General features: G+C 26.5%; 16 protein-coding genes. 9 read left to right on the top strand and 7 right to left on the bottom strand.

Annotation, left to right across the window (positions count from 1 at the left end; all coding sequences use genetic code 11):
* Window positions 1-2: 2 nt before the first annotated feature.
* The 3 genes from aroQ to accC are packed head-to-tail and all read left to right on the top strand — an operon-like array spanning window position 3 to window position 2,202.
* A complete protein-coding gene (aroQ, locus tag AC5SLY_RS01640; RefSeq protein ID WP_494598985.1) occupies window positions 3-443 on the top strand; it encodes a type II 3-dehydroquinate dehydratase in 441 nt (146 codons plus the stop codon).
* Complete coding sequence (locus AC5SLY_RS01635; RefSeq protein WP_006997186.1) at window positions 440-865, top strand: acetyl-CoA carboxylase biotin carboxyl carrier protein; 426 nt, start codon at window positions 440-442, stop codon at window positions 863-865. The genes aroQ and AC5SLY_RS01635 overlap by 4 nt, the downstream gene beginning before the upstream one ends.
* Window positions 865-2,202 (top strand): acetyl-CoA carboxylase biotin carboxylase subunit, encoded by a 1,338-nt coding sequence (gene accC, locus AC5SLY_RS01630; RefSeq protein ID WP_271480623.1) that lies wholly within the window; start codon window positions 865-867, stop codon window positions 2,200-2,202. Before AC5SLY_RS01635 ends, accC begins: the two co-directional genes overlap by 1 nt.
* On the opposite strand, the gene AC5SLY_RS01625 is transcribed toward accC, so the two are convergent.
* Both AC5SLY_RS01625 and AC5SLY_RS01620 read right to left on the bottom strand, forming a co-directional pair.
* Window positions 2,199-2,606 carry a DUF2155 domain-containing protein gene (locus tag AC5SLY_RS01625; protein ID WP_494598984.1) on the bottom strand — a complete coding sequence of 136 codons (408 nt, stop codon included), beginning with the start codon at window positions 2,604-2,606 and terminating at the stop codon, window positions 2,199-2,201. The genes accC and AC5SLY_RS01625 overlap by 4 nt on opposite strands.
* Entirely contained in the window at window positions 2,566-2,925 is a 360-nt protein-coding gene (locus tag AC5SLY_RS01620; RefSeq protein ID WP_011281893.1) for an NADH-ubiquinone oxidoreductase subunit NDUFA12 family protein, read from the bottom strand. Before AC5SLY_RS01620 ends, AC5SLY_RS01625 begins: the two co-directional genes overlap by 41 nt.
* A 115-nt stretch (window positions 2,926-3,040) precedes the next feature.
* Between AC5SLY_RS01620 and AC5SLY_RS01615 the strand changes: the two genes are divergently transcribed.
* On the top strand, window positions 3,041-3,862 hold the full coding sequence (locus tag AC5SLY_RS01615; RefSeq protein WP_006997190.1) for a TSCPD domain-containing protein: 822 nt from the start codon (window positions 3,041-3,043) through the stop codon (window positions 3,860-3,862).
* A 2-nt stretch (window positions 3,863-3,864) separates the two neighbouring features.
* Here the strand turns inward: AC5SLY_RS01615 and aspS are convergent, their stop codons facing one another.
* From aspS to AC5SLY_RS01600, 3 genes are read right to left on the bottom strand one after another with little or no spacing between them, the layout of a single operon-like run.
* On the bottom strand, window positions 3,865-5,649 hold the full coding sequence (gene aspS, locus AC5SLY_RS01610) for an aspartate--tRNA ligase (RefSeq protein WP_494598983.1): 1,785 nt from the start codon (window positions 5,647-5,649) through the stop codon (window positions 3,865-3,867).
* A complete protein-coding gene (locus AC5SLY_RS01605; RefSeq protein ID WP_271741507.1) occupies window positions 5,650-6,312 on the bottom strand; it encodes a P-loop NTPase family protein in 663 nt (220 codons plus the stop codon).
* Window positions 6,309-7,388, bottom strand: a complete 1,080-nt coding sequence (locus AC5SLY_RS01600) for a hypothetical protein (protein ID WP_494598982.1) — start codon at window positions 7,386-7,388, stop codon at window positions 6,309-6,311. Before AC5SLY_RS01600 ends, AC5SLY_RS01605 begins: the two co-directional genes overlap by 4 nt.
* Before the next feature lie 11 nt (window positions 7,389-7,399).
* Here AC5SLY_RS01600 and purM point away from each other — a divergent pair, with 11 nt between their 5' ends.
* Both purM and purN read left to right on the top strand, forming a co-directional pair.
* Entirely contained in the window at window positions 7,400-8,428 is a 1,029-nt protein-coding gene (gene purM, locus AC5SLY_RS01595) for a phosphoribosylformylglycinamidine cyclo-ligase (protein WP_494598981.1), read from the top strand.
* Window positions 8,406-8,984 carry a phosphoribosylglycinamide formyltransferase gene (purN, locus tag AC5SLY_RS01590; RefSeq protein WP_494598980.1) on the top strand — a complete coding sequence of 193 codons (579 nt, stop codon included), beginning with the start codon at window positions 8,406-8,408 and terminating at the stop codon, window positions 8,982-8,984. The genes purM and purN overlap by 23 nt, the downstream gene beginning before the upstream one ends.
* Here purN and ndk read toward each other — a convergent pair.
* A complete protein-coding gene (ndk, locus tag AC5SLY_RS01585) occupies window positions 8,981-9,391 on the bottom strand; it encodes a nucleoside-diphosphate kinase (protein ID WP_006997196.1) in 411 nt (136 codons plus the stop codon). The genes purN and ndk overlap by 4 nt on opposite strands.
* Window positions 9,384-10,841, bottom strand: a complete 1,458-nt coding sequence (locus AC5SLY_RS01580; RefSeq protein ID WP_494598979.1) for a leucyl aminopeptidase — start codon at window positions 10,839-10,841, stop codon at window positions 9,384-9,386. Before AC5SLY_RS01580 ends, ndk begins: the two co-directional genes overlap by 8 nt.
* A gap of 60 nt (window positions 10,842-10,901) precedes the next feature.
* Between AC5SLY_RS01580 and AC5SLY_RS01575 the strand changes: the two genes are divergently transcribed.
* From AC5SLY_RS01575 to AC5SLY_RS01565, 3 genes are read left to right on the top strand one after another with little or no spacing between them, the layout of a single operon-like run.
* A complete protein-coding gene (locus AC5SLY_RS01575; RefSeq protein ID WP_494598978.1) occupies window positions 10,902-12,038 on the top strand; it encodes an LptF/LptG family permease in 1,137 nt (378 codons plus the stop codon).
* On the top strand, window positions 12,035-13,108 hold the full coding sequence (locus tag AC5SLY_RS01570; RefSeq protein ID WP_494598977.1) for an LptF/LptG family permease: 1,074 nt from the start codon (window positions 12,035-12,037) through the stop codon (window positions 13,106-13,108). Before AC5SLY_RS01575 ends, AC5SLY_RS01570 begins: the two co-directional genes overlap by 4 nt.
* Window positions 13,098-15,542: an LPS-assembly protein LptD gene (locus tag AC5SLY_RS01565; protein WP_494598976.1), complete on the top strand. Its 2,445-nt coding sequence runs from the start codon at window positions 13,098-13,100 to the stop codon at window positions 15,540-15,542. Before AC5SLY_RS01570 ends, AC5SLY_RS01565 begins: the two co-directional genes overlap by 11 nt.
* Window positions 15,543-15,548: the final 6 nt, after the last annotated feature.

Genomic DNA, 15,548 nt, shown 5'->3' with positions numbered 1-15,548 from the left:
TGATGAGTAATAATATTATAATTATTAATGGTCCTAATCTTAATCTATTAGGTGAAAGAGAACAATCACAATATGGATCAATAACGTTTGATAAGTTAAAAGAAAATTGTTTAGATAAAGCTAAAGATTTAAATATTAATTTAGAATTTTACCAGTCAAATATAGAAGGCGAAATAGTTACAACCATCCAAGAGGCTAAAAGTAAATTTGATGGTATAATTATTAATGCTGCAGGTTTTACACATACATCTGTAGCTATCAGGGATGCTTTAGATATTTATAAAAAACCAATTATTGAACTTCACATATCAAATATATATAAAAGAGAAGAATTTAGACACAAATCTTTAATCAGCGATATTGCTACTGGTGGAATTTTTGGTTTAGGTGATATTGGTTATATTTTAGCCATAATTGCAATGCAAAACATGTTACAGAAATGAAAATAGATAAAAATATCATTAAAGAATTAACAGACTACTTAAATGAATTCAATTTAACTGAAATTGAATACACTGATAAAGATACTAAAATAAAAGTATCAAAATCGAATCCAGCTAGTTCAAATCAAACTGTAAGTGTTTCTGCTTCAACACCAGCCCTTGATACAGTTAAGTCAACTGTTGTATCTGGAACTGAAGTTAAATCTCCTATTATTGGTACAGCTTATCTTGCGGCAGAACCTGGTGGTAAAAAGTTTGTAGAAGTTGGTAAAAAAATTAAAAAAGGTGAAACGGTTATGATAGTTGAGGCTATGAAAACTATGAACCACGTTCCATCAACAGCAGATGGAATTATAAAAGAAATCTGTGTAGAAGATGGCCAACCTGTTGAATACGGCCAAACTATTATCATCGTAGAGTAATGTTTAAAAAAATTCTAATTGCAAACCGAGGGGAAATTGCAGTCAGAGTTATAAGAGCTTGCAAAGAATGGGGTATAGCAACTGTCGCTGTTCATTCTGATGTTGATAAAGATAGTATGCATGTAAGACTGGCAGATGAAAGTGTATGCATTGGCTCACACCAACCTGCAAATAGTTATTTAAATATCCCAGCTTTGATGTCAGCAATAGAACTTACAAAAGCAGAAGCGGTTCACCCTGGATATGGTTTTTTATCTGAAAATGCAAATTTTGCTAAAGTACTAGAGGAAAATAATATTAAATTTATTGGTGCTTCTTCAAAACTCATAGAAATGATGGGAGATAAAATTCAAGCAAAAAAAATTGCTAAAGAACATGGTCTTCCTGTTATTGAGGGTTCTGAAGGCGGAATAACAGACATAAAGGCAGCCAAAGAACTTTGTAAAAAAATAGGCTTTCCAGTTCTGATTAAAGCATCCGCAGGTGGTGGTGGCAAGGGAATGAAAATCGTTCGTAAAGAAGAAGAATTTGAAACATTATTTTCAACAGCAAAGTCTGAAGCACAAAAATATTTTGGCAATGATGAAATTTATATTGAGAAATTTTTCCAAAATCCAAGACATATTGAAGTTCAGGTATTATCTGGAAAAAATAGAACAGTACATTTACATGAAAGAGACTGCTCAGTTCAAAGAAGACATCAAAAATTAATAGAAGAAACTCCTAGTCCAGTTTTAACAGATCAGATCAGAAAAGATCTTTTTGAAAGAACTGTAAATATGGTTAGTAAAATTGGTTATGAGGGGGCTGGAACTGTTGAATTTATATATGAAGATGGAAAATTTTATTTTCTAGAAATGAATACCCGAGTTCAAGTGGAGCATCCTGTAACTGAAATGGTAACTGGTATTGATATTATTAAAGAGCAAATTTGGATAGCATACACTGGTGAAACAGCTTTAAAACAAAGTGACATTAATCCTAGGGGGCATGCAATAGAATGTAGAATTAATGCAGAGGATGCGAGTAAAAATTTTCAACCTTCACCTGGAACTATAGGAATGTGTCACCAACCATCAGGTTTTAGAACAAGAGTAGATGGTGCAATTTTTCAAGGTTATAAAGTTACACCATTTTACGATAGTATGATTTGTAAAGTCATCACTCATGGTAGAAATAGAACTGAAGCAATACAAAGAATGAATCGATCTTTAGATGAATTTGTCATTGAAGGAATAACAACAACGATACCTCTTCATAAAATTTTACTAAATCATAAAAAATTTATTGAGTCAGACTTTAATGTTAGCTGGCTAGATAATGAAAAAGTATTCTAATAACATCTTGTTAACCAAATATCATACACTGGGTGATCAAAAGGATTTACCGCAGGACTAGATGAAAAAGTCCACCCATTAAATATAAACACTTCGTTGTTATCATTTTTAATCGTGTCTTTAACTTGAATATAAGCTGTAATTTCTGGGTTGTCATCAAATTCAGAGTTTTTGCATTTGAGACTTTTTATTAACAAACTTTTAAATCTTAGCTCCTCTCCTATCTTTAATTTTAAAAGATCGGTCTTTGAACTTACTTTATCTAAAATTTTTATTTCAACAAATTTTCCTTCGTTATTTTCATTAGCTATTAGGGGTGATGATAAGCTTGTTAAAAAAAAATAAATTAAAAGAAATAAGAAACTAACTTTTCCAGATTGTATATTTTTTTTTAATAGGATCATTATTTTTATTAGGATGATAGGCATTCTCAGTACCCGTTTGATTTGATTGATGCGGTTTTTGCCAATCATATTTTTTCAATTCATGATTGTTTTCAATTCTATTATTAGTGAAATGCATCCAAGAGAACCATTCATTAGGGATTTTCGATGCATCAATTTCATCATTGTAAATCACCCATCGTTTTCCAGATTTACTTTCGTAATATTTGTTGCCACTAGAATCTTTTCCAGCAAGTTTTCCGTAAAAAATAGTTTTTAATTTTGTACCTAGTGTTTCTTGGTTCCACCAAATGAAAATTTTTTTTAAAAGTGTCAACATATTATTTTATTAATTCTTCAATCCTAAATTGTATTATTTAAATTAGACTAAAGTAAGGATTTGTATATAAATTAATTATCTTACGATTCAAAATAAAAAATTAATTAAAGGAAAAATGGCAAAATATTTAGTAGAAACTTATTATACTTGTAGCTTTAAAGTTAATCATTATCTGGATGATATTAATGAAACAGAGTTGGCAAATCTTGAAAAGCGGGACGATGGAAAATTTGAAGTTTTAGACGTTAAACTTGATACAAGAAAAACAAAAAGTTTAGATGCAAATAATAAAGTAACTGAAACTAAAAAAATAGATATTATTACCGAACAAAGCAAACCTAAGGTCATTTCAAAAGAAAATAATACTAATTTTGTTAAAAAAATTAACGAAGGTGTCAGTAAAAGATTTAGTATGCCTGATAGAAGAAAAGGTTACATCCAAAAAGCGACAATTGGTGACCATAAAGTTTATCTCCACACTGGTGAATATGAAGATGGTAAAATTGGAGAAATTTTCATAGACACAAGTAAAGAGGGTGAACTGGTAAAAGCTTTGATGAACAATTTTGCAATAGCAATTTCACTTGGTCTTCAATATGGCGTTCCTTTAGATGAGTTCATCAGTGCTTATGTTGATACTAAATTTGAACCATCTGGAAAAGTACACGGTAATGACAGAATAATGAGTGCTTCTTCAATACTTGATTATATTTTTAGAGAATTAGCAATTTCATATCAAAATAGAGAAGATCTTGCTCACACTCCATCAATTGGTGGATCAGATAGATCTTTACCTGAGGAAGAAAATACTGAGGATCAAAATCAATTACTTAAAATTATAAAAGATGTTACCAGCAAAGGTTTTGTTAGAAATAACTACAAAAAAAATCTTGTTGATTTATCTGACGTTAAGATAAGCTTAAAAGGTAAAAAGTAATATTATTTTTTCAGTTTTAAAGCTAAACCAAGCTCTTTAAGTTGCTCTTCGTTAACGTTTGATGGAGCATTCATCATTAAGTCTTGAGCATTTTGATTCATTGGAAACATTGTAACTTCTCTAATATTCTTTTCATTTGCTAATAACATTACAATTCTATCGATACCAGGTGCTATACCACCATGAGGTGGGGCTCCATAACTTAAAGCATTGATCATTCCACTAAATTTTTCATCAACTTGTTCTTTTTGATATCCAGCAATCGAGAAAAGCTTATACATCAATTCAGGCACGTGATTCCTAATTGCACCAGAAGATAGCTCTATCCCATTGCAAACAATATCGTATTGGTAGGCTTTAATATTAAGAGGATTATCAAAATCAATATCTTTTAAGTCTCCTTGAGGCATTGAAAATGGATTGTGACTAAATTCGATTTTATTTGTTACTTCATTTTTTTCAAACATTGGATAATCAACAACCCAACAAAATGCGAAAGTATTTTCATCAATTAATTTTAAATCTTTAGCAATTTTATCTCTAGCTAGAGAGGTTATTTTTTCAACATCATTTATTTTGCCACAAGCAAAAAATATACTATCCCCTATCTCAGCTCCAGTGATTTTCATAATTTCCTCTAGGGCTTCTTTAGAAAAAAATTTTCCCACCGGTCCTTTTGCTGAAATATTTTCTTCTTTTTCAATTGTAAAATAAGCAAGACCAGACGCCCCTTGTTCTTTTGCCCACTTATCAATATTATCAAAAAAACTTCTAGGTTTATCTTTTGTATTTTTTGTTACTATACATCTCACTTTAGAACCAGATTTTACAAGCTTTTTAAATATCTCAAACGTAACATCATCACGTGTAAAAATATTTGATAAATCTGAAATTATTAATGGGTTTCTTAAATCTGGCTTATCTGATCCATACTTAAGCATAGATTCCTCATAAGGTATTTTTGGAAATTTTTCATACATCAATTTTTTTTCAGAAAATTTCTTAAAAACATTGACTATTAGTTTTTCAACAACTTGAAAGACATCTTCTTGTTCAACAAAAGACATTTCTAGATCAAGCTGATAAAATTCACCTGGACTTCTATCTGCCCTTGCATCTTCGTCTCTAAAGCATGGAGCTATTTGAAAATATTTATCAAAACCAGAAACCATTATAAGTTGTTTAAATTGTTGTGGCGCTTGTGGCAGTGCATAAAATTTTCCAGGATTTAGTCTACTTGGTACTAAAAAATCTCTTGCACCTTCAGGGCTAGAGGATGTTAATATTGGTGTTTGGAATTCCAAAAACCCAAGTTTAGACATCTCGCTTCTAATAAAAGAGATAACTTTTGACCTTAAGATAATATTGTCATGAATTTTTTTTCTTCTTAGATCTAAGAATCTATACTTGAGTCTAATTTCTTCAGCATACTCTTGATCACTAAAAACTGGCATTGGTAACTCCTTGCAAGTACCCAACACTTCAAATGAATTTATATTAACTTCAATCTCTCCAGTTTGAAGATCGGTGTTAATAGTTTCTTTTGTTCTCTCTACAACCTTACCATTTATCTTAATTACGCTTTCTAATTGAATTTTTTCTAATGAATTAAAATTTTCATTTCTTTTATCTATGATGCATTGAGTCATTCCATAATTGTCTCTTAAATCTATGAATAGTAAATTTCCATGATCTCTTTTTTTGTTTATCCAGCCTGATAAAACAACATCTTTACCACTACTATCTATTGTTAACTCACTACATGTATGTGTTCTATATTTATTCACTTATTCCTCAAGAGCTTCATTAATAATTTTAAAATCGATAGATTTCTTTTTTTTTAAACTAATCTTGTCAATTTTATATATGAATTCAAATATTTTGCCATACGATCTCTCAATTCTTTTAATAATAAAGTTAATCAGCTTTTTATCTAAAGTAATTTGTCTATCTGATAAATTTTTTAATATTAATGCAAACATTAGCTCGTCATCTGGGTTTTGAATATTTGCAAAAAGACAGTTCTTTGTTCTAGATCGAAGATCTTCAAGTTTAAAATTAATCTCTGATATTGGTTTTATTGATGTGACTATTAAAAATTTGTTATCTTGATCTATTATATTAAAAAGTGAATAAATCAGCTTTTCATTTATATTTAAATTTAAATCCTCTAGAACAATATTTTGGTAAGGTTTAATGGATTTAATGTTTTCGTCATTTAATGAATTAACATCAATCCTAATGCCATTAAATTTTTTCAAAAAAATATTAACCAGGTGACTTTTTCCTGAAAATTTTTCACCATTAATGTTTAAAAAATTTTTTTCCCACTTTGGCCATTTGTTAATCATTTCAAATGCATAGAAATTACTCTTTCCAACATAAAAATCATCATCTTTAAAGTTTTGTTCATAATTAAAATCTAATAATAATTGATTTAAATTTTTCATTTTAATATCCACATGTTATTCTTCATTTCTAATTCAAGGTCCTTTTCTCTCATGTCATTTAAAAATATATTAGGTGTGCCATTATAAGTAATTTTATATTGAATAATCTCACTATTAAAATTCAAAATACTAAAGTCAGAAACTAGATCTAAACTATAAAGCACCTGTTCCAACTCTATAATTTTTTTAGTTTTTTTGGAATTAATAGATATTGTTATAGGAAGTTTTATGGAAGTATTAATTTCATTATTTTTTTTCCATTGATCTTCATAAAGCTGTTTTAAATTTTCAACAATATTAGAAAAGTCATTATTATTCAAAATATCTAATTTGGGATAGTTCTTATTTTGAATTTTCAAGTTGTTATTTAAATTAATTTTTGAAAGTGTTCTTATTCTGTTGCTTTCTTTATATATTATTAAAATTATATTATCTTTAATATCATATTTATTAATTAGATTTAAAAAATCATAAGTTTCAATATCTTTTGAGATTTTTTGTAACTCTATCAAATCTTCAATATCTTCACTTGGTAATAAATAATCTAACAAATCATAAGAGTTTTTTTGTTCATTCCATTTATCGTAAAAAACATTGTTGTTAAAAAGATATATATTGTTATTTTTAGTTTCTATAAGGATAGGAAATAATAGGACCTTATTTCTTTGGGGTATTGATGGAAAAATATTTTTATTTTCTAAAAATTTAAGAATTTTTTTTTTATTAAATGTTGTTTCTAAATTTGCAAAATACTCATTATTTATAAATTTTTCATCACTAATGGTGAAAGAATCGATCATCCCCTTAATTTCTTTTATAGAAACATTTTTAATCTTTTTTCTATCACCAGAGGTTGTAATCATTGAAATCAAATCAGAGAAGGAAGTTTGAAATCCTTTGTCAATAACGTTATTTTTTTCAAAATTTAATTCAAATGGAGAGGATATTTCAATTTTAGATACCCTAAATGCATTTGCATTTGAATAAGTTGTGGAAAAAAATACTATTAATAGAGAGAATGAAATAAAATAAATATATACATTCAGAAATTTATAAAATTTATTAATTATTTGCATATACTATACTAATGAAAAAAGAAAAATTTACCTATGAAAAAAGTGGTGTAAACATAAATGCTGCTGATAATTTTGTTAAATTTATATCGTCAATATCATCAAACAAAAAAGGCCAAAAAAAGTTTAATAATATTGGTGGCTTCGGCTCTATAACTAATATTCCAAAAAATCTTAAAAATCCTAAAATTGTAGCTTGCACTGATGGTGTTGGTACAAAAGTAGAGATTGCTAATTTACTCAATAAATATGATACAATTGGCATTGATTTAGTTGCTATGAGTGTAAATGACCTAATTGTTCAAGGAGCAAGACCACTTTTATTTTTGGATTATATTTCTATTAATAAAATTGATTTAAATAAATTAAAATTGATCCTCAAAGGAATAGTAAGAGGCTGTAAAGTTTCAAACTGTGAATTGGTTGGTGGCGAGACAGCAGAAATGCCAGGTACCTATGAAAAAGGTAAATTCGATATAGCAGGTTTTGCAGTAGGTTTGGTTGATGAAAAGAAAATACTATCAAAGAAGAATATAAAAAAAAATGACTTAGTGCTGGCCATACCATCTAGTGGTGTTCACTCAAATGGTTATTCTTTAGTTAGACATGTGCTTAATAAAAAAAAGATTAATTTAAAAAATAATTCATTTTTAAAAAAAGAATTACTAAGACCTACAAAAATTTATGTCAAAGAAGTTCTAAATTTAATTGATAACAATCTTTTAAATGGATGTGCAAACATTACTGGAGGTGGCCTAGCAGATAATATTAAGAGAGTTATTCCAGATAAATTAGTTGCTGATATAGATTTAAATAAAGTTAGAACTAAAAAAATTTTTAAATGGTTGAAGCAAAATAACATTGATGATGAGGAAATGTTAAAAACATTCAACTGTGGAGTTGGTTTTTGTTTAATAGTTAATCCTAAAAACTTAAATAAAATTACTAAATTTTTTACAAAAGAATTTAAACCCTATGTTATTGGAAAAATAACTGCAGGAAAATATAAAGTTAAACTTAATGGTAAAATTGACTGGTCCTAAAAAGATTAAAACAGCAGTATTTATATCTGGAACTGGAAGTAATTTAAAAAATTTAATAAAATTTTCTAAAATAAAAAATTCACCTATATCCATAGATTTAATTTTTTCAAATACTTCAAAAGCTAAAGGTTTAAAATTTTCAAGTCAATTTAATATTAAAAAATATGTATCAAGCTTTAAAAACTATAAAATAGCTGAAACAAAAATATTAAATTTATTAAAAAAAGAAAATATAAATTTTATTTGCCTTGCAGGCTTTATGAGGATTTTATCTAAAAGTTTTATTAAAAAATTTAATGGAAAAATAGTTAATATACATCCTTCTTTACTACCAAAATATAAGGGGCTTGATACTCATTTTAAAGCAATACAAAATAAAGATAAGATAGCTGGTTGTACTGTTCATTTTGTAACAGCAAAACTTGATTCAGGAAAAATAATTCTGCAAAAGAAAGTTAAAATTTCAAAAAATGATACCTCTATTTCTTTAGCTAAAAAAGTTTTAAAACAAGAGCACAAGCTCTATCCAGCGGCTATAAAAAAATTATTTAATTAATCTTTAAAGAAAAAATTAATTTCAATTTTAGCGTTTTCAACACTATCAGAACCATGAACAGAGTTTTTATCAATAGAAATTCCATATTTTTTTCTTATAGTTCCTTCTGCAGCATCTTCTGGTTTAGTTGCACCCATTAATTCTCTGTTTCCTAAAACTGCATTTTCTTTTTCAAGTATCATCACGACAATCGGGCCTGAAGACAAATAAGCACATAAATCATTATAAAAAGGTTTAGTTTCATGAACTTTATAAAATTGTTCCGCTTCTGCTTTTGTTATCTGGATTTTTTTATCTTTGATAATTTTAAAACCTTTATCTGTAAACATTTCTTTGATTTCATTATCTAAATTTCTTTCAACAGCATCAGGTTTAATGATTGATAGTGTTTGTTCTATATTACTCATAATTATCCTCTATTAGTTGGTTTAATAATCTTACTCCATAGCTAGTTGCACCACCTGAATTTAAAGCACCACCATATTTTGAAAATGCCATACCAGCTATATCTAAGTGAGCCCAAGGTGTTTTATTTAAAATAAATCTTTGTAAAAATTGTGCTGCAGTTGTAGATCCTGCACCACCTACATAATTAATATTTTGCATATCTGCATTTTTTGAGTCTATAAGTTTGTCAAAGTTTTTATGCAATGGCATTCTCCATAATTTTTCTTCAACTTTATCACCCGCTTCTAATAATTGTTTTGACAATTTATCATCATTTGAAAATAGACCCGCATATTCAGAGCCTAATGAAACTATAATAGCACCTGTTAAAGTTGCTAGATCAACCATAAACTTAGGTTTAAATTTTTTCTCAGTAAAAGTTAAAGCATCAGCCAAAACTAATCTACCTTCAGCATCTGTATTTAATACTTCTATTGTTTTGCCACTATAAGATTTTACAATGTCACCAGGTCTTTGAGCGTTTCCACTGACCATATTTTCAACAAGCCCTACAACACCAACGGCATTTATTTTTGCTTTTCTTATTGCTAAATTTTTCATTAAACCCACCACAGTAGCTGAGCCTGCCATATCATAAGTCATATCTTCCATAAACTTTGCTGGTTTTAAAGAGTAACCTCCAGTGTCAAAACAAACACCTTTTCCAACAAAAGCTAAAGGATTAGAATTATTTTTTGCACCATTCCATTCCATTGTTACAAGATATGATCCTCTAATACTACCTTGCCCTACACCAAGTAAGGCGTTCATTCCAAGTTTTTTTAATTTTTTTTCATCGTAGATATTTATTTTTAATCCAAATTTTTTAAGTGTACTTATTCTCTTTGCATATTCATCAGGGTGCAAAACATTTCCTGGTTCAGACACAAGGTCTCTTGCAAAAAAACTTCCTTCTTCTAAAGCTTTAAATCTTAAATGATCTTGAGTAGATAATTTATTTTTGTTTCCTATAACATTTATGGAAACAGTTTCTTTGTTTTTTTTAGATTTATAAATATTAAATTCATATGATTTTAATTTAAGTCCATGCAGAAAGTAACCAACAAAATTTTTAATTTTATTATTAATTGTATCTGAATTTACAAAGTATTCTTTTTTCTTATCATTATTAATATAACTATGAAATTTAGCTCCTAAATTTTCTATATCTGATATTTTTATATCTTTCTTAATGGATACTAAAAATATTTTTTTTTCTGAATTAACCTCAAAAGAAAGTAAATCTTTTTTCAAATCACTATTTTTTAATAAATCGGATATGTAAGAAAATTCTAAATTTGATAGATATTTTTTTAAATTGTTAATATTGAATTTTTCATCAACAAATAAGACAAGGTTGGCTAAGTCTTTTTTTGAACTTATTTTTTTGTAATTAATTTGAATAGTCATAAATTTTAAATACACTCTATGCGAGTTAGTGGTATATAAGAGCTAATTTACTGTATTTCAATGAAAAAAATTGTTTATAAAAAATTATCTAAAGATTGTGTAAATTTTTTCTTATTAGTTATATTTACCATCAGTATAATTATTTGGGTATTGCAGGCAGTTAATTATCTCGATTTTGTTATAGAGGACGGTCATGGTTTTCTTGTATATTTTAAATATACATTGTTTAGCTTTCCTAAAATAATTAGTAGAATTTTTCCCATTGCCATATTTTTAGCGTTTTCATACATATTATTAAAGTATGAGAATAAAAATGAACTAGTTATATTTTGGAATTTTGGAATAAAAAAAATTGATTTTATAAATTTTTTTATAAAATTTTCTCTTTGGTTTGTACTTGTTAGTTTATTATTTAATGCTGTAATAACTCCTTTTTCTCAAGATAAAGCAAGATCCTTTATAAGATCATCTAACTTAGATTTTTTTGAAAGTATTCTCAAACCTAAAAAGTTTATAGATGTTATTAGAAATTTGACAATTTACTTTGATGAAAAAAATAAAAATGGTGAATTAATAAATATACTCTTACATGAAAAAACAGGTGCTAATAATTCGCAAACTACTTTTGCTAAAATTGCAACTACAAATATTGAAAATAATAAAAAGATATTAACGTTATATGAAGGTAAATCTATCAATATCATAAATGAGAAAGTTTCAGAATTTAAATTCTCAAAAACTGATTATAATATTTCAAAATTTAGTGCTAATATAATTACCCAACAAAAAACACAAGAAGGAAAAACAATAGATTTAATTAAATGTTCTTTATTTTTTAACAGTTCAATAATAAATTCTAAAAATACAAAAATAGAAAATATTATAAACTGTAATTTAGATAATTTAGAGAATATCTATAAAGAGCTATACTCAAGACTGGTAAAGCCTTTATATATAACTTTTCTAATTTCAATTTCACTTTTAATTATATTAAAATCTAAAAGTGACCATTCATTTAATATTAATAAATTTAAGATTTATTTATTTGCTTTTCTTTTTATTATTTTTTTAGAATCATCTTCAAAATTAATAAGTACAAATTTAATACAGAACATATTTCTTTCAATTTTTCCATTAATCTTAACATTAATTATTTATCTCTATTTTTTAATAAAATTAAAAGTTAATAAAACATGAAAACCTATATTAAATTTCTAATTAATCTTTTTAATATTTCATTATTAAAAATTTTTATTATTTTTTTTATTATCATTTTGATTACAAATATCCTTGAACAAATTGAATTTTTTAAAAATACAGATTTAAGTTTTTCTTATCTTTTCTTTTTATCTTTATTAAATACACCTTCGGTCTTATTTGAAATACTTCCTTTTATTTTTTTGTTGGGCACTCAAGTATTTTTTATTCATCTTATTGACAAAAATGAACTACAGGTCTTTAAGTACTCTGGTTTAAATAATATAAAAATCATAAAAATTTTAGGCTTATATTCATTCATTCTTGGCATTATTATGGTTATTTTTTTTTATAACGGATCATCTATTTTAAAAAACTCATATCTATTGATTAAAAATAACTATTCAGATGATAATAAGTATTTAGCTGTTATCACTGAAAATGGTCTTTGGATCAAAGATGAAATAAATGACAATATAAACATAATTAATGCCAGCAAAGTCAACAATGAATTTTTACTTAATGTTTCCATAACAAAGTTTGATCAAAATTTTGATTTAGTTGAAGTATTACAAAGTGAAAGAGTTGATATTACATCAAAAAAATGGAAAATATTTAATCCAATAACTCTAAAAGGTAATTCACAAAGTACTTTGAATGAATTGATATTACATTCAAATTTTGACTTACAAAAAATAAATAGCTTATTTTCAAACCTTTCTTCTTTAAGTATAATTGATTTAATTGCATTAAGAAAAAGTTATATGTCTTTAAATTATTCTATAACTGATATAGATTCTCACTTATTGAAAATTGTCTCTTATCCGGTTTACTTAACTCTAATTACAATTTTTTCTGCTATTATTATGTTTAACATTGGCTACCAAAAAAATACCTTTTTTAAGATTACATTAGGAATTTTTTTGTCTGTAATTATTTACTATATTAATAATTTTTTAAGTGTCCTAGGCACAAATGAAAAAATTCCAGTAACACTTTCATTTCTTTTGCCTTTAATTATATTATCAATAATAAATTTCATCTCTATAATAAAGTTAAATGAAAAATAAATTTATAACTTTTTTTCTTGTGATTTTATTTACTCTATCTAACTTTAGTAGAGTTCTTGGAGAAGAATTTATTTTTGAAATTTCTGATTTAGAAATTACTGAAAATGGAAATATATATAAAGGCAATAACAGAGGTACAATTAGAACTGATAGTCAGCTTAAATTAATATCAGACAACTTTGAGTATTTAAAAGAAATCAATAGACTGGAAGCAAATGGTGATGTTCAGCTTTTTGACTTAAATAACAACATAACTATTAATGCTCAACAAATTTTTTATCTTAAGAATGAAGAAAAAATTTTTACAGTAGGTAAAACATTAATTAAAATTTCAAATAGATACAATATTGAAGGTTTTGATTTAACTCTTTTTAAAAATAAGATGATTTTATCATCTAAAAAAAATGCAATTATTACCGATAATGAATCTAATACTTATAAACTTGAACAATTTCAATACTCTATTAATCAAGAAATTCTTAAGGGTAAAAATATAATAGCTATAACAAATGATAAAGAAAATAAAAGTGATGAATTCTTTTTTAAAACTGGTTTTTTTGATTTAAAAAAAAATGAATTTTTAGGAAAAGACATTGCTGCAAAGTTTCACAAAGATTTATTCGGGGATAACGAGAATGATCCAAGAATAAGTGCAGTTTCAGTATATGGAAATAAGATTAGTACCTACTTTAAAAAAGGTGTTTTTACATCATGTAAAAAAACAGATAAATGTCCCCCCTGGAAAATTACATCTGATGAGATTCACCATGATAAAATTAAAAAACAAATTAATTATAAAAATGCTTGGTTAGAAATATATGATTTTCCGGTTATTTACTTTCCTAAATTTTTTCATCCAGACCCATCAGTAAAAAGACAATCTGGTCTTTTAAAACCTGAATTTGGTAGCTCAAATAATCTAGGTAGTTCAGTTTATGTGCCATATTTTTTGGCTATATCTGAAGATAAAGACCTAACAATAAAACCAAGGCTCTTTGAAGATAATAAATTTTTATTACAAAATGAGTATAGACAAAAAACAAGGAATTCACTTACAATTGCAGATTTTAGCTTTGTTAATGGGCATGACTCTAATGCTCAAGACAAGGGAGGTACAAGGTCTCATCTTTTCACTAATACGTTAGTAGATTTGTCGTTGGACAACTTCAAAAAAAGTATGCTTCAAATTAACTATCAAAAAGTATCAAATGATAACTATTTAAAGCTATTTGATTTACAATCCCCTCTTCTAATAGATGACAACACTGTGCTTGAATCTAAAATTCAATTTGATCTAGAACATGAAAGCTATGATCTAACAACCGCATTTGAAATGTACGAAACTTTAAATGGCTCCAATAGCGATAGATATCAATATGTGCTACCTAGTTATGATTTTTCAAAAAATTTTAGTTTGAATAATATTGATGGCAGTTTTAATCTCAATTCATATGGAAATAATACTTTAACTGATACGAATGTTGTTGGATCTACAATTTCAAATGATTTAATTTACTCTGCTTTAGATAAATTCTTTGATAATGGAATTAAAACAAATTTTGAAATTGCTTTGAAAAATATCAATACTGTTGGTAAAAATAACCCTACATATAAAAATAGTCCACAATCAGAATTAATGAGCGCATATACATACAATGCTTCATTGCCACTAATTAAAAAAAATTCCACAACACTCAATACTCTAGAACCAAAGCTGTCTTTAAGGTTTGGCCCCCATGAAATGAAAAACAATAGCAACGAGTCTAGAAGAATTGATATTAGTAATGTTTTTTCTTCTAATCGATTAAGTTTAGGAAACTCATTTGAGTCCGGTGAGTCTGTTACATTAGGTTTAAACTTCAAAAACGAAAAAGTTAATGTTGATAATAAAATGGATAAAATTGAAAAATATATTGATTTTAAACTTGCATCAGTTTTTAGATTAAATGAAGAAAAGAATATACCTGCAAGTAGTACTTTAAATAAAAAAAACTCCAATATATTTGGGGAATTTAATTTTAAACCTACTAGAAATATTTCATTAGGCTATAATTTTTCTTTAACAGATGATTTGAATACTTTTGAATATAATTCATTAATAACTAAAATGGAATTTGGAAATTTTATTACTCAGTTTGATTATTTGGAGGAAAGGGGTGCTGTTGGCAGCACCAATATAATTCAAAATACAACAAAATATAACTTTGATGATCAAAATTCTATATCATTTAATACAAGAAGAAATCGAAAGCTTGATTTAACAGAGTACTATGATTTGGTGTATGAGTATAAAAATGATTGTTTGGTTGCAGGTATAAAATATAAGAAGAATTATTATAATGATGCTGATATTAAACCAGTTGAAGAATTATTTTTCTCTATAACAATTGTTCCACTTGGAACTTTTTCACCAGATAAAATGGCTTTAAAATAGGATTAT

Source organism: Candidatus Pelagibacter sp. PS_23, from assembly GCF_059417905.1.
Note: the sequence above shows the minus strand (reverse complement) of the source record. Positions and strands in the feature narration are given on the sequence as shown.

Excerpts from the sequence above, each read along its gene's own strand:
- aroQ (WP_494598985.1), top strand. The coding sequence starts at position 3 with ATGAGTAATAATATTATAATTATTAATGGTCCTAATCTTAATCTATTA.
- AC5SLY_RS01635 (WP_006997186.1), top strand. The coding sequence starts at position 440 with ATGAAAATAGATAAAAATATCATTAAAGAATTAACAGACTACTTAAAT.
- accC (WP_271480623.1), top strand. The coding sequence starts at position 865 with ATGTTTAAAAAAATTCTAATTGCAAACCGAGGGGAAATTGCAGTCAGA.
- AC5SLY_RS01625 (WP_494598984.1), bottom strand. The coding sequence starts at position 2,606 with ATGATCCTATTAAAAAAAAATATACAATCTGGAAAAGTTAGTTTCTTA.
- AC5SLY_RS01620 (WP_011281893.1), bottom strand. The coding sequence starts at position 2,925 with ATGTTGACACTTTTAAAAAAAATTTTCATTTGGTGGAACCAAGAAACA.
- AC5SLY_RS01615 (WP_006997190.1), top strand. The coding sequence starts at position 3,041 with ATGGCAAAATATTTAGTAGAAACTTATTATACTTGTAGCTTTAAAGTT.
- AC5SLY_RS01605 (WP_271741507.1), bottom strand. The coding sequence starts at position 6,312 with ATGAAAAATTTAAATCAATTATTATTAGATTTTAATTATGAACAAAAC.
- AC5SLY_RS01600 (WP_494598982.1), bottom strand. The coding sequence starts at position 7,388 with ATGCAAATAATTAATAAATTTTATAAATTTCTGAATGTATATATTTAT.
- purM (WP_494598981.1), top strand. The coding sequence starts at position 7,400 with ATGAAAAAAGAAAAATTTACCTATGAAAAAAGTGGTGTAAACATAAAT.
- purN (WP_494598980.1), top strand. The coding sequence starts at position 8,406 with ATGGTAAAATTGACTGGTCCTAAAAAGATTAAAACAGCAGTATTTATA.
- ndk (WP_006997196.1), bottom strand. The coding sequence starts at position 9,391 with ATGAGTAATATAGAACAAACACTATCAATCATTAAACCTGATGCTGTT.
- AC5SLY_RS01580 (WP_494598979.1), bottom strand. The coding sequence starts at position 10,841 with ATGACTATTCAAATTAATTACAAAAAAATAAGTTCAAAAAAAGACTTA.
- AC5SLY_RS01575 (WP_494598978.1), top strand. The coding sequence starts at position 10,902 with ATGAAAAAAATTGTTTATAAAAAATTATCTAAAGATTGTGTAAATTTT.
- AC5SLY_RS01570 (WP_494598977.1), top strand. The coding sequence starts at position 12,035 with ATGAAAACCTATATTAAATTTCTAATTAATCTTTTTAATATTTCATTA.
- AC5SLY_RS01565 (WP_494598976.1), top strand. The coding sequence starts at position 13,098 with ATGAAAAATAAATTTATAACTTTTTTTCTTGTGATTTTATTTACTCTA.